This window comes from Neptunomonas sp. ABH4_499 (genome assembly GCF_056160565.1).
In genome coordinates, this window is the sequence record NZ_JBSWXK010000020.1 from 1 (window position 1) to 13,115 (window position 13,115).

A 13,115-nucleotide genomic window follows, 5' to 3' on the forward strand; every position below is an offset into this window, starting at 1 on the left:
CCGTAAGCGTTCGACCAAAATATCTTATTGAAAGTAAAGGATTTAATTATTCGTGGTTGTCGAGTGGAGGACTTATTCGCAGCTTCCCTAGCATAATGTGACTCCTTGAAATCGTTGAATTGATGTAGTTATTGCGATAGCTGTGCCACGTTTTCTAAGTGTCTGTAATAAAAAGTATTTTTGGATTTGTAAGGGAGTTTCTGATACGGGAAATTACCTATTTATCCGGTAAAAATCGCCAAGGGTTATGAAAAAAGTTCATTTATGGAATGTTCATAAAGGAGTTGGACTGCTAATTGCTTAAGCTTAATGGCAGATGACAAAGAGGAGGTATCAGCATGTCGTTAAGTGCAAGTATGTGGAAGTCACTCTTTGAGTGTTGTCGCGATGCGAAAACCGGTTCCTTGTTTATTGCTACCAAAGAAAATAAGGCGGGGCAGGTTGTTGTTAAGGACGGCATCTTGGTGGGTATTGCCTATGCGGGCCTGTATAACCACGAAGCGGTCGAGAAACTCGAATCTGTCGGTGAGTTGCGTTTCTCTTTCACCCCTGGGGTTCAATTCCCGCTGAAAGAGACATTAACGGAAGATGCATCTGCCGAGCTGTTACAAGCCATGGGGTACGAGGCACCGGCTATCGAGCCTTGGGAGGAGGCTCTTGATGCGGTTGAAACCCAGCAGCCTGAGGAAGCGCCAGCGAGTTTGGAGTTAGCCTTGGATGAAGATCACCACGATGCGTTATGGGAAACGGCGAAAGCGGGTACAGTAGATCGCTTGTATCGTGGTCATAAAATCCTCAAAGCCCCTGAAATTGAACACCCTACCGAGCGCTTCTATCGAGGACAGCGAGTAGTCGCCTAAAAGCGGCCGATAGATCCGCCAAGCGATGCGTAGATAGAGGACGGACTTTTTATGGTTTACCGTGACCCGATCAGCTGCGTAATCCCCCAAAGGAGTGGGGGAGCTTAAGCCGGGTTTCCGACGGCTTCTCACCAAAGAGTTGCTTATAATCCTTCGAGAACTGGCTCAAATGCCAAAAGCCCCACTGTGTGGCGATGTCCGTGACGGTCATATCGGCTGAGGCATGGGTTAACGCTCGACGCACTGCATTAAGACGTGCCATACGAAGGTACTGAACCGGACTCACCCCAATAATGGACTCAAAACTGTACTGCAGTGTTCGTCTTGACACATTGAGCTGCTCGCACAAATCCGAAATGGTGATGGGCTCATCTTTGTGCAGCTGTAAAAATAGACGTGCTTCCTCAACCACCGCTTTTCGTTTGTGGTGACTCGGCTGTGTTTCCTGCATCGGGGTTTCGTTTTGCAACAGCTCTAAGATGGCCATCATGACTAAGTCGTACTGCAATTTAGATGCATTTTGACCGCGTGGCTCTCGCAGTAAGCGTTGCAGCAAGAAACGGATCGAGCGCAGAGTATCCTCTGGGATGTGTAAACGCTCGTTGTGCATCAGCTCAGACCAATTGATCTGAATCCCCTGCACAGCCGCCATGTTTTGAAGCGCGTGATGGCTGACAACCAAGCCGTAGATGTCGTGGTTTTCGGGCGTTACCAATTCAAACTCGGTGTTGCCGGGTCTGCACATAACATCGTATGCACCGACCTCGTAGCCGTTGATGCGGCTGCTGGCTTCTGGGCTTGCGGCAATGCCAATCCACAAACTGTCGGGCCATACGTTGCAGGTTTGGTGCAAGGTCTGGCTGGTGAATTCGTGAAACACTTGCAGGTTACCCATGGGTAACTCAGTGATTCGGCCATAAAAATGCCCAGAGCTGATCTGGTCATATTCTTGTTGCCAATCCGTCAGGTTAGAGGCGTGCTGGTCGGCATCAAACGCTTCGCTTTGGCTCAGCGCGATTGGCTGATTTAAACGAATTTGGGGCTCTTGGGTGTAGATCATATCCATTCATCACGGGCAAACCTGCTCTAAACTCCATAAAAAGGTTTAGAACGATCGACCACTTAGCAGGTTGTTATTTTTATTACTGCAATAAACGTTCCGCCTTAAGATTCGCTCTTTTGGCAAAAACGCGATACGTTGACCATAACCGACTGGCTTTTTTTGGGTCAACCCCTGTTCCATATTGAGGCGTTGTGTTGTTTGCGTGTTTTATTTTGGTGCAGTGCCGTTCGCAACGATCGAGAATGGGTTTGTCTCAATGTGAATAAGATTCATTTACTTCCTGATCTGAAAGGGAAAGCGTACGTAGGCTCTTTTTGAATAAGACTGGTCTGTAATTTGCTGCAACTGCTTAAACTTGGACAAAAAGGATGCATTCGATGACGGTGATTTCTGAAACGGCGTATTCAACCATCTTAAAGCGCTTAACGTTTTTGTATGGAGAACAAACCGCCGACGAGGTGATGCCGCAACTGATAGAGCGTATCAAACCCTATGCTGCACCGATGGCAAGCAACACGTTTAAGAAAGGTTGGGATCAAGAGGACATGGTGCTGATTACCTATGGGGACAGCATTACCCATCAGGATGATCGTCAGGCCATTAACACCCTTAAGGGCTTTGTGGACCGTTGGCTGAAAAATACGTTTAGTGTGATCCATTTATTGCCCATCTTCCCCTACACATCGGACGATGGTTTTTCAGTAGCCGATTACCGCGCCATTCGAACCGATTTGGGCAGCTGGGACGATGTGGAATCATTAGGCGAGCATTTTGATTTGATGTTCGATTTTGTTTTGAATCACTGCTCGCGGGTGAGCCTCTACTTTGCGGATTTTCGCGGTAACCGCGATCCCTACAAAGACTTCTTTATCTACGAAGACCCAGAAAACGATTGGAGTCAGGTTGTTCGCCCACGAAGCACGCCATTACTGACCGAGATCCCCACCCATGACGGCCTGCGCCATGTATGGACGACCTTCTCGGCCGACCAAGTCGATCTTAACTACAAGAACCCAAATGTGCTGCTTGAGATGATCGACATCCTGTTGTTTTACATCTCTAAAGGGTCGCGCATTACCCGCTTGGATGCGGTCGCGTTTTTATGGAAAGAGGTTGGCACCAGCTGTCTTCACCTGCCGCAAACCCACGAGGTGGTTAAACTGATGCGGGATGTGATGGATGCCATCTGCCCAACAGCCGTGCTCTTGACCGAAACCAACGTCCCCCACGAGGAGAACATCAGCTATTTTGGCCAAGGGGATGAGGCGCACATGGTGTACCAGTTCAGCCTGCCGCCCTTGCTGCTGCATGCGATCCACTCAGGGAACACCAAATACCTTTATGATTGGCTGAAAAACTTATCGGCCCCTCCTAAAGGCTGTACCTACTTTAACTTTACGGCGTCGCACGATGGCATTGGTGTGCGCCCGCTTGAGGGGCTGTTACCCAAAGAGGAGATGAAGCAACTCTTGGATGACATGCGATCGCGCGGGGCGTATGTCTCGACCCGTCGTAACACCGAAGGGCGGGATGTCCCGTACGAGATCAATGTGACCTTCTTTGACGCGTTCCGTAACCCAGGGCATCAGTCGGCACCGTGGCAGGCGGCTCGGTATCTGTTATCACAGACCTTTGCGCTGTGTTTACGAGGGATTCCGGGGATTTATATCCACTCTTTACTGGGCACCCCGAACGATCATAAGCGAGTTGAAGTGACGGGCAGTACCCGTGCAATCAACCGTCATCAATGGAATTACGAAGAGTTAGAAGCGCTTTTGGAGGTGCACGAGAGCAGCACCTACATCTTGATGCGCGAGTATCTGCGCCGCATTCGTATTCGTCGTGCTCAACCTGCCTTCCATCCCGATGCCGAGCAGTTGGTGCTGGACCTTGATGAAGGCTTAATGGGGATCATGCGGGTGGCTCAGTCCGGTCAGAAAATCATTGCTTTGTACAACTTCACAAAGACCTTTAAGCATGTGAATGAAAATACGCTAAAAGCCTTACTGGGGGCGGATGTGAATCAATGGGATGATCTTCTTCATAAACAACCGCTCAATCACGAGAACGGCTGTTTGCTGGTGAAACCGTACGCTTGTCACTGGTTGACGGTGTTGTAGTTTAGCTCTGATCATCAGCTACAAAAAAACCGGCATTGGCCGGTTTTTTCAATCTTAATGGGGGCTATCGGTTATCGAGATCCACCGCTTCCAAAAGCTGCTCTGGTAAATCAGGGAAGGCGCTGAAGACACGGTTCCAGTTAGGGATAAACGGAATCTCCATTGGGTTATGCAGGTATTTTTCGCCCGCATCTAAAATGCTGCCTGCAAAGAACTCAATGGTGCGCGCTTCTTCGTTGATATCGATGCTCAGGCCGTTGATGTGCGCATCAGCATCGTATTTTTCCAGCATATCCAAGGCTTCGCGCAGGTAAACCGCTTTTAAGGCACGGAAGAACGCGCTGTCCATGGTGGTGCCTTCGGTACCGAGCTTACGGAAAACCGCTTTAGCGATCTCGTAGGTCATTCGGGACAAACCGCCCTCATGGTCGGAATTACCCATATCTTGGTGCTTGTGATCGTAATTTTCGGCGATATCAACTTGGCAAACGCGACGTGAGGTCATGTTGCGATAGGCTTCGGAGAGAATGCCCACCTCGAGTCCCCAATCACTTGGGATACGAATCGCGCTTAATAGATCGGTACTTAAGGAAAACTCGCCCGAGAGTGGGTAACGAAACGCATCTAAAAACTCGAGATAATCGGTATTACCCAGCACTTTTTTCAGTGATGTGATCAAGGGCTGCACGAACAATCGGGTCACGCGTCCACTCAATCGACCTTTGCTGTTAACCCGTGTGTAGTAGCCCTTACAAAACTCAAAATCGAGCGCAGGACTTACAATCGGGTAAAACAAACGCGCCGGAATATCGCGGGAGTAGGTCAAGATATCGCAATCGTGCAGAGCCACCGCTTTGGAGTTATTGGCCGCCAAAATGTAGCCGATGCAGTACCAGACATTGCGACCTTTGCCCGGTTGGTTCGGGCCAAGATTCGCATCTTCTAAGGTTTCGGCGATGGCACGTAAACGTGGCCCATCGTTCCATAAAATGCGGGTATTTTGCGGTAATTGACTGAAAAACTTTTTGGCTTTTTCAAATTCGGCTTCATCGGCTTGGTCCAGTCCAATCACAATGTGATTGATGTAATCGGCTTTTTTCAGCTCTTCGATGATGCCCGCCAATGCTGGCCCTTCAAGCTCGGAATAGAGCGAGGGCAACAGCAGTGTCATTGGGTTGCGTTTAGAGTAACGACGAAGCTCATCTTCAAGCTTTTCAAGGTCGTAACCTGGGAGGCGGTGTAAGGTGGTGATTGCGCCAGTCTGTTTATAATCGGACATACTGTGCTCCTTATTATTCTGTCAAAAGCGCCAAGAGGGTGGCATTCCAACCTTCAGGGCCTGGCGCTTCGGTGCGTATAATTTTTTGATCAGGCCTTTGAGTTACAGCAAGAGGCGTGCCATCCGGGTTGTAAACAATGACTCCGATGTCAGCTGCGGCGATCATCTCTTGGTCATTAGGGCCATCGCCTAGCGCAACAACGGTGGGTTTGTCCCCATCCGCTTGGTAATGCTTGGTGACATACGCCATGGCTTTAACCTTGTCGGTATTGCCCATCACATGCCAAAAACGACCGCCACGCTTTAAGGTTAAGTTGGCCTGTTCTAGGGCTTCTTTAAAGGTGTTCAAGGCAGGCTCCGAATCAAACCACAGCATGGGCTCGGAGGCTTCGCGCTGGCGAGCTAATGCGGCCGACTCTTTGGGAAGACCGGTCACCTCAGCCACTTTATCGACACTCCAATCGTGAAACCCTTCGCATTGAAATCCGTGCTCTTCTCGAATTCGATCGATCTGTTGGCAAATGTATTCGTAAGCTTCTCCCATGATGATGGGCTCGTACTTATCGGGTAGGGCGATTAAGCTGCCGTTTTCCGCGATGATGGCGGTGGGTAAGCCTAAGCTTTGGGCGATGGATTGGATCTCGGCGCGGGTCTTACTGGAGTTTAAAATGACCGGAATATTACGGGCTTCTAAAGCATTAAGTGCGGGCAGTGCAGCGTCAAAGGAGTAGGTGTGATGGTCCAATAATGTGCCATCAAGATCGGTAAAAACCAAAGCATTGGTTAACATAGTGTCTCCTTTTGCAGAGGCAAAACAAAAGGATAGCGAGGTGTCCGTTTGCCTCTCCTGGTTCCTGAGAGCTTTGCAAAAAAGCATGAAGGTTTTATGACATAAAAACATGCAGCTAGGTTAAATACCAGATCTACCAAACGTTTATAGACGTAATGACGTACGCTTTCCTCCTTGTGTTTACCTTACAAAGGGAACGCTTTTTGCTTTCAATGTTCCTATACTGTGAACCATCACTGTCGATGTGTTTGTTACGTTTCGCCACTGGCCCGTGTACCCCACGGTGTCTGATAAGGAAGTATCATGCTTGAAGATCTGCATCTAAAAATACGTAACCTTGAAAAGTCCGATTACCCGCAGCTTAAAGAGCTGATGGATAAGATCTACGATGACATTGGTGGCGCGTGGCCAGAGCATACGATCTTTAAACTGATTGATGATTTGCCCGATGGCCAGATCTGCTTGATCGACCATGAAAAGATCGTCGGTGTTGCCTTATCCGTGCAGGTGGATTATCAACGCTTCAGTAACCCGCACACCTACGATGACCTCATCAGTGCACGCGAATACATCTTAAATAACTCAGATGGTGATGCCTTATACGGCCTAGATGTGCTGATCCACCCTGACTACCGAGGCTACCGATTAGGCCGTCGTTTGTACGAAGCGCGCAAAGAGCTGTGTCGCCAGCACAACCTGCGTGCCATTTTAGCTGGTGGTCGGATTCCTAATTACTATCGCCATGCCGACTCGATGACTCCGGGTGAGTACTTTGAAGCGGTTAAACAGCGCAAAATCTACGACCCGATTTTAACCTTCCAGCTTTCGAACGATTTTCAGGTAAAACGACTGCTCGGCCAATATCTACCCGAGGATGAAAAGTCTCAAGGCTATGCCACGCTGTTGGAGTGGAACAACATCTTCTTTGAAGCTGAATCACCGGTAATAGAGACGCGTAAAACGCAGGTGCGCATTGGTGCGATTCAGTGGCAAATGCGCGAGGTCTCATCCGTTGAGGAGCTCTTAAAGCAGGTTGAGTACTTTATTGATGCGTTGTCTAACTACAAATCTGACTTTGCGTTGTTTCCTGAGTTTTTTAATGCGCCTTTGATGGGCTTGAGTCCAGATCAGCGAAACCAAACAGAAGCGATTCGGTTTGTGGCTGGCTTTACCGAGCGCTTTAAGCTTGAAATGTCTCAGATGGCGGTCAGCTATAACATTAATGTGATCACGGGGTCGCTACCGCTGATTGAAGGTGACCGTCTTTATAACGTGAGCTATTTGTGCCGTCGCGATGGCACTATTGAAGAGCAGAAAAAAATCCACATCACACCGCACGAGCGCCGTGACTGGGTCATCAATGGTGGGCATGACTTGCGCGTTTTCGAAACCGATGCCGGTCGTGTCGGCATCTTGATCTGCTACGACGTTGAGTTCCCAGAACTAGGTCGCTTACTGGCGGATCAGGACATGGATATTCTGTTTGTACCTTTCTGGACGGATACCAAAAACGGTTACTTGCGTGTGCGTAACTGTGCGCAAGCACGCGCGATTGAAAACGAGTGTTATGTTGTGATTTGCGGAAGCTGTGGCAACTTACCGCAGGTCGAAAACTTGGATGTTCAGTACTCTCAAGCGGCGGTGTTCTCGCCATCGGACTTCTCGTATCCACACGATGCGGTCATGGCGGAAACCACGCCTAACACAGAGATGATCATGTTCAGTGACCTTGATTTGGATAAGTTAAAACTTACCCGCAGCGAAGGCTCCGTGAATAATTTAAAAGATCGCCGTAAAGATCTTTACGATGTGCGCTGGAAAGAGCACGTACGAGGCTAACAACCAAGATAAGGGCGCTAAGGCGCCCTTATTTATTAGGATAAACAGATGGATTTGATCTTTGTTGATGATAGCTTGCCCGGTATTACACGCATTAGGCGTGGTAAGGGCTGGAGTTATTACTGCCCAGAAGGGAAACACATCAAAGAGAAAGTGCTGGTTAAGCGGTTGAATGCCATCGCGTTACCGCCCGCTTATACCGACGCATGGTTTTGCCCCGCCGAGAACGGCCACATTTTAGCTACAGGCTTTGATGCCAAAGGACGTAAGCAGTACCGATATCACCCTCAATTTCGTGAACAGCAAGAGCGCTCAAAGTTTGAGGCGTGTGCTGTGTTTGGCCATAAGCTTCCCCTTATACGGGCCCGCGTTTTAGGATGCTGGAGAGTGTTTCAAAAGAGTTGGGCAACACACCCAGCATCGCGCGTAAATCCTATGTGCATCCGGTATTAATTGAGGCGTGTAAATGGCCAGAGGATCAATATCAAACGGTTTTTGCAGACTTTGATTTACCCCGCAAAACTCAGTATCTGAGCCGTTACGAGCGGGGGCTTTTGGTTTTTTTAGAGACCTACTCTTGAATCAAAAAAGAGTAAAGATCCATAACGCTAAAGACTATTTGGAAAAGGTCGTCCACAAATCATTGAAGATGCGATCAAAATCGCGCACAAGCGTTGGATTATCGCTAACAACGATATTCTCTTGGTTGTAATCAGAAGCACTGCGCGTCCAGTTAAAGCTGCCGTTGAGCAAATACTCGTCCACCAACGCAAACTTATGGTGCATATGACTGGGTGAGCTGTCCATGACCACCGGAACTCCGTGATCTTGCATACGATAGACGTCACTTCCAAGGTCGTTGGCTTTATCGTTGTCGGTCAGAATCCTAACCGGGATTTGTCGGTCGTGGGCTGCAATGATCGACTCAGTAATGCGATCATCCGAGATGGTGAACACGCAAATATCAATGCGTTTACGGGCTTTTGTGAGTAGGTCCAAAATACCGTTTCGGCAATCTTGCCCTGGGCTAAAGAAGGCGCGGCTGGTGATAATATCCTGCTGAGAGCTCATATCGACCAGTTTTACGACTCTCTCTAACCAGCCCATCACGCGCATAATCTGGCTGATGTCGTCGCTGATGGATGCAACTTTATCCCGTGCAAGATCAAACGCTTGGTTTCGTACGTAGCGCTTTTGATCGATGTTGAGCGTTGTCATTACTTCATAGAAATAACTTTTCTCATCGTTATCGAGTTTGTTATCGGCCAGTGATTCTGAAAGCTGCTGTTTTAAAGTATCCAACATAGTGAACTGATGCCTAAATCCGTTTTGTTTCTGTTCGAGTGGAGCCATAAATCGGCCGCATCATAACACAGAATGTAAGGTGGATTTTCGGACAATCATGAACACAGCGATTGGTTAAGGTGCGCCATAGACATCCACAAAAAAGTAAAGCGTGGTTGCAAGGCTGATCCCGATCACGAAGTACCTCACCGCTTTTTGCGGTAAGCGAGTAGAGATATGTGCTGATAAATAACCACCAGTAACGGTGCCGACCAGAACAGCAATCCCCTCAAACCATGCAATCTTATCGTCAAGGATAAACAAGACGATTGCGACGATGGATACTGCGGATGAGATCAACAACTTCATACCATTCATGGCATTGATGTTGGTGTAACCGGCAAGGGCGAGATAACTCAGCGAGATGATCCCAAGGCCAGCATTAAAAAAGCCCCCGTACACCGACACACCTAATAAAAACAGTGCTAATAACAGGACACCCAATCCACCGAGCTTGGCGGAATGACGGTTGTTCGAAGCCATATGTTTGAGTGCTTGGTTGAGTTGAACACCAAAGATGAACATCACGGTTGCAAAGAGGAGTAACCAAGGGACAATCTGGTTAAAGGTCGTTTCTTGGGTGTGCAGTAATAGATAAGCCCCTAAGCCACCGCCGATTAGACTGATGCCGAGGATTTTTGGGATGTCGCTTCGGTAGGCGCGCAGTTCTCGGCGCAGTGCAAAAGTACCACTCATGTAACCTGCACACGCCGAAAACGTATTAGTGGCGTTGGCGATGACCGTCGGCACGCCCATAAACACCAGTGTAGGGAAGGTGATAAAACTGCCACCGCCCGCCAGTGAATTGATGATGCCGCCAAAGAAGCCTGCAATAAATAAGATCAGCCAATCAATCACAACACGCCCTTATCTAACGACTTAAAAACAACACCTTAGCAGGGCGCTGTTATGCAGGACAGATACAGATCTTTACACCTTTAGGGTGACAGATTGGCAGGGTTTCTGACTACAATAAGGCAACTTAAATAGGGTGTTTGTGATGCAACCGATAAACAAGTTGGACCTGAATCTGCTGAAAGCCTTTGTGGTGTTGATGGATGAGTGCAACGTCTCGCGCGCGGCCGCAAGAGAGCTCAGCTTGCGACTAGGTGTTTCGCTATCGCTTTTGCGGTGTTGCTGGCGTCTGGATTTTTCGCTACCGCCGCTTGAACGATCGCGCCCTCTTTTAACAAAGCCAATGCGTTAGCTAGGTCGCGATTTTCCGATGGAAGTTTTTTTTGTATCAAGTCGACTACCGATGCTTTATGCCGCTGGCAGCTTTGTGCAATAGAGTGGTTTGCTTCGCCAAATTCCGATGCGGTATTGATAAAAAAACACCCCCTAAACTCCCCAAGCTCCGGCACTTTGCCGCTGAACCAGTGATATAAGGCATCAAAGAGCTGATCGATTAAACCTGCATCGCTTGGCGCCGCATTGAGCGCGTTATCCAGCCAAGCCATAAATCGTGTATGTCTTGCCTCTAGGGTAGCCAAGACCAATTCATCTTTGCTCGCAAAGTGGGTGTACAGGGTTTTTTTTGCCACCGACGCTTCTTTAAGTACTTCGTTAATCCCCATTGTATGTATTCCATGACGATAAAACAGTGATAAAGCGGTTTGGATAAGGTGTTCTCGTTTTTGGCTCATACCGTTATTCGTTTTTGTGTGTGAAAAAGAGATTGTACTGATCGCAATAGCCAAAGGTTTTAGAGCTACGTTGGGTTTATCATTTTTAGTTATGTTGGACATGTTTATTTCCGATTTTTTAGTCGTTTGAAGCAAGGGGAATCGGAGTATAATAAGCTAAATGATTGATAAAGGCTTAATGATAATAATTCGTATTCAATTTAAAGGTATGAAACAGGCGTTACGCCTTGCTCGCTTTACCACTCAATCTGAATAGGGGTACCTACGGGTACCAGTGATAGAAATTCATCCATCTCGTCATTAGTGAGGGCGATGCAACCATTGGTCCAATCAAAATGTTGAGTGAGGGGCGACAGCCAACCTAGGCCGTTTCGTTGTCCGTGAACCATGATAAACCCACCAGGCGAAACGCCGCGTTGCTGCGCATTTTGAGTATCAATTGTGTTTGGATAACTGACATGCATGGCGCGGTAAAATGAGGAGTCTTCCTTCACGTAGTCTAATGTATAAACCCCTTCGGGCGTTTTTTCATCGCCTTCTTGTTGTTTGTGGCCTTTGGGGTTGGCACCCAAAGCAATGCGATACTGGCGAATGGTTTTCCCATCGTGCATCAGGGCCATCATCCTCTCTGATTTATCAACGATGACTCTGTCCACCGCTTGGGCTTGATGAGGCAACGCGAGTAAAAGGCCGAACGTAAGACACCAAGGTTTAATCGAGGGGGGAATCATAAGAGCGCTTCCTTGCTTGATTCGATAAATGCAGAAGGGAAGGCTACCGCCTTCGTACGTTTGAGTAAATCAAGTTTAGTGGTGTGTAAGCGCTGAATATGGGTACTCGATGGCCCATTCCTCTTGGCGAATAGAGCTAGGACGGCTGGTGTATTTGAACGTTTTCCTGTTCATTTTATATTAATAAATACCCTTATAGTGTTCGTATCCTATCTCAGGGATAGTCTGTAAATTTGTACTTTTTTTGGTTGATTTTCAGATTGTTAAGTTTTAATTAATCTTTTCATGCACAACCTTGTGCACGTGAAATGCAATTCACTGTCACGTTTCACGAGTTCTATCGTGCGTTTTAGGGAAAAGATGCCGCTGTGTTTTAAGTTGTAAACAACAATACAGGCTGTATGAATTGTTTTGATACATAGGGTAGTCGCCTTAATTCCTTGCAAACCTATGCTTATTAATCAAAAGAGAGATGCAATGAAATCTTCAAAAATCGCAATGTTGACTCTGATGGGTGCAACTCTATCCAGCACAGCTGTTTTCGCTGATTCTGCTGCGCATACCGATCACGCGGTTGCCGACAGTGTGATCACTGAGCAGCGCGCTGCGCTGGCTAAAAACACCACCGGTGAAGGCTTTGGCCCACAGTCACCTCGTGATATCGATGCAAAAGTAGGCGAGAACACGGTTCAGTTTTCTACTGCGCCTAAGTCGTCTCAAATGAACCTGTGTAACATCCACTTCCATAAATACGCAGAACATAAAGGCGGTGAATTTACCAAGTTTATGGGGAATGGCGATGGCATGGGTAACGGTACAGGCTTTGCGTACAGCGGTAAGCTGAGCGCAGATGAGCTGAAACCAACAGCGCCTGCTTGCCCTAGCAGCCATGGTGGTCTGGTTCCTGGTGATACGATTGAAGTGCACTACGTGCATTCAACTGCGCAAGTTCATCCGGGTGAAACTTTGGGTGCATGCTTGAGCCCTTCTATCAACAATCCACAGCTACGTGTAGAAGCGCAGGTTTACGTGCTGGTTAATGATGACAAAGCACTTGATTTTGCTGAATTGGCCAAAGTAGGTGAAAAGAGCGGCTATCACCAAGCGCTAAACATTCCGAAAAACAGCGGAAGTCCAGTTGAGTACGCAGGTTCTACTACCGGTCCTAAGTACAACGAAGAAGGTTCTCCATTTCAAGTGACTTGGAGCGTTCGTCCGAAGGTACAAAAAGTAAACATCGCAACCGTAGGTGAGTGGTGTAAAGGTAACGAGTTTAACGAAGACCACGCGCACGGTGTTCGTAACTTGGTTATCAATCCAGCTTTGCTGTCGAACATGAAGTAAGACATGCATTGATGCTGATAAGAAGCCGGCCATAGCCGGCTTTTTTAGTCGCTGAATTTAGACTTTTTATCAGTAACTCTTTATGATGATGGCCGATGG

The 13,115-nt window shown here is 47.9% G+C and carries 12 protein-coding genes; 5 read left to right on the forward strand and 7 right to left on the reverse strand.

The window, feature by feature from the left end:
• Positions 1-338 precede the first annotated feature (338 nt).
• On the forward strand, positions 339-860 hold the full coding sequence (locus ACXAF9_RS16105) for a hypothetical protein (protein WP_475075839.1): 522 nt from the start codon (positions 339-341) through the stop codon (positions 858-860).
• 70 nt (positions 861-930) lie between these two features.
• On the opposite strand, the gene ACXAF9_RS16110 is transcribed toward ACXAF9_RS16105, so the two are convergent.
• A complete protein-coding gene (locus ACXAF9_RS16110; RefSeq protein WP_475075841.1) occupies positions 931-1,926 on the reverse strand; it encodes a helix-turn-helix domain-containing protein in 996 nt (331 codons plus the stop codon).
• 374 nt (positions 1,927-2,300) lie between these two features.
• Here ACXAF9_RS16110 and ACXAF9_RS16115 point away from each other — a divergent pair, with 374 nt between their 5' ends.
• Entirely contained in the window at positions 2,301-4,043 is a 1,743-nt protein-coding gene (locus ACXAF9_RS16115; RefSeq protein ID WP_475075844.1) for a sugar phosphorylase, read from the forward strand.
• A gap of 64 nt (positions 4,044-4,107) precedes the next feature.
• Here the strand turns inward: ACXAF9_RS16115 and ACXAF9_RS16120 are convergent, their stop codons facing one another.
• Together ACXAF9_RS16120 and ACXAF9_RS16125 are read right to left on the reverse strand one after the other, a co-directional pair.
• Positions 4,108-5,322 carry a glycosyltransferase family protein gene (locus ACXAF9_RS16120; protein ID WP_475075848.1) on the reverse strand — a complete coding sequence of 405 codons (1,215 nt, stop codon included), beginning with the start codon at positions 5,320-5,322 and terminating at the stop codon, positions 4,108-4,110.
• A 13-nt stretch (positions 5,323-5,335) separates the two neighbouring features.
• Positions 5,336-6,112 (reverse strand): HAD-IIB family hydrolase, encoded by a 777-nt coding sequence (locus tag ACXAF9_RS16125; protein WP_475075851.1) that lies wholly within the window; start codon positions 6,110-6,112, stop codon positions 5,336-5,338.
• Positions 6,113-6,415: 303 nt separating this feature from the next.
• On the opposite strand from ACXAF9_RS16125, the gene ACXAF9_RS16130 reads away from it, so the two are divergent.
• Together ACXAF9_RS16130 and ACXAF9_RS16135 are read left to right on the forward strand one after the other, a co-directional pair.
• Positions 6,416-7,951 (forward strand): GNAT family N-acetyltransferase, encoded by a 1,536-nt coding sequence (locus tag ACXAF9_RS16130; protein ID WP_475075855.1) that lies wholly within the window; start codon positions 6,416-6,418, stop codon positions 7,949-7,951.
• A 48-nt stretch (positions 7,952-7,999) separates the two neighbouring features.
• On the forward strand, positions 8,000-8,404 hold the full coding sequence (locus tag ACXAF9_RS16135) for a hypothetical protein (protein WP_475075857.1): 405 nt from the start codon (positions 8,000-8,002) through the stop codon (positions 8,402-8,404).
• A gap of 162 nt (positions 8,405-8,566) precedes the next feature.
• Here ACXAF9_RS16135 and ACXAF9_RS16140 read toward each other — a convergent pair whose 3' ends face one another.
• The 4 genes from ACXAF9_RS16140 to ACXAF9_RS16155 all read right to left on the reverse strand — a co-directional run bounded on the left by ACXAF9_RS16140 (position 8,567) and on the right by ACXAF9_RS16155 (position 11,672).
• Entirely contained in the window at positions 8,567-9,256 is a 690-nt protein-coding gene (locus ACXAF9_RS16140; RefSeq protein WP_475075859.1) for a phospholipase D-like domain-containing protein, read from the reverse strand.
• Positions 9,257-9,370: 114 nt separating this feature from the next.
• Positions 9,371-10,153: a sulfite exporter TauE/SafE family protein gene (locus ACXAF9_RS16145; RefSeq protein ID WP_475075861.1), complete on the reverse strand. Its 783-nt coding sequence runs from the start codon at positions 10,151-10,153 to the stop codon at positions 9,371-9,373.
• A 236-nt stretch (positions 10,154-10,389) separates the two neighbouring features.
• Positions 10,390-10,941, reverse strand: coding sequence for a TetR/AcrR family transcriptional regulator (locus tag ACXAF9_RS16150; protein WP_475075863.1), 552 nt, complete (start codon positions 10,939-10,941; stop codon positions 10,390-10,392).
• A 236-nt stretch (positions 10,942-11,177) separates the two neighbouring features.
• Positions 11,178-11,672, reverse strand: a complete 495-nt coding sequence (locus ACXAF9_RS16155) for a L,D-transpeptidase family protein (protein ID WP_475075865.1) — start codon at positions 11,670-11,672, stop codon at positions 11,178-11,180.
• A gap of 477 nt (positions 11,673-12,149) precedes the next feature.
• Here ACXAF9_RS16155 and ACXAF9_RS16160 point away from each other — a divergent pair, with 477 nt between their 5' ends.
• The gene (locus ACXAF9_RS16160) at positions 12,150-13,016 is read left to right on the forward strand and encodes a delta-class carbonic anhydrase (protein WP_475075867.1); all 867 of its coding nucleotides are present in this window, start codon (positions 12,150-12,152) and stop codon (positions 13,014-13,016) included.
• The last annotated feature ends 99 nt before the right edge of the window (positions 13,017-13,115 follow it).

Bases quoted from the DNA above. Each gene is read 5' to 3' on its own strand.
- ACXAF9_RS16115 (WP_475075844.1), top strand. From the start codon at position 2,301: ATGACGGTGATTTCTGAAACGGCGTATTCAACCATCTTAAAGCGCTTA.
- ACXAF9_RS16155 (WP_475075865.1), bottom strand. From the start codon at position 11,672: ATGATTCCCCCCTCGATTAAACCTTGGTGTCTTACGTTCGGCCTTTTA.
- ACXAF9_RS16140 (WP_475075859.1), bottom strand. From the start codon at position 9,256: ATGTTGGATACTTTAAAACAGCAGCTTTCAGAATCACTGGCCGATAAC.
- ACXAF9_RS16105 (WP_475075839.1), top strand. From the start codon at position 339: ATGTCGTTAAGTGCAAGTATGTGGAAGTCACTCTTTGAGTGTTGTCGC.
- ACXAF9_RS16150 (WP_475075863.1), bottom strand. From the start codon at position 10,941: ATGAGCCAAAAACGAGAACACCTTATCCAAACCGCTTTATCACTGTTT.
- ACXAF9_RS16125 (WP_475075851.1), bottom strand. From the start codon at position 6,112: ATGTTAACCAATGCTTTGGTTTTTACCGATCTTGATGGCACATTATTG.
- ACXAF9_RS16130 (WP_475075855.1), top strand. From the start codon at position 6,416: ATGCTTGAAGATCTGCATCTAAAAATACGTAACCTTGAAAAGTCCGAT.
- ACXAF9_RS16135 (WP_475075857.1), top strand. From the start codon at position 8,000: ATGGATTTGATCTTTGTTGATGATAGCTTGCCCGGTATTACACGCATT.
- ACXAF9_RS16120 (WP_475075848.1), bottom strand. From the start codon at position 5,322: ATGTCCGATTATAAACAGACTGGCGCAATCACCACCTTACACCGCCTC.
- ACXAF9_RS16110 (WP_475075841.1), bottom strand. From the start codon at position 1,926: ATGGATATGATCTACACCCAAGAGCCCCAAATTCGTTTAAATCAGCCA.
- ACXAF9_RS16160 (WP_475075867.1), top strand. From the start codon at position 12,150: ATGAAATCTTCAAAAATCGCAATGTTGACTCTGATGGGTGCAACTCTA.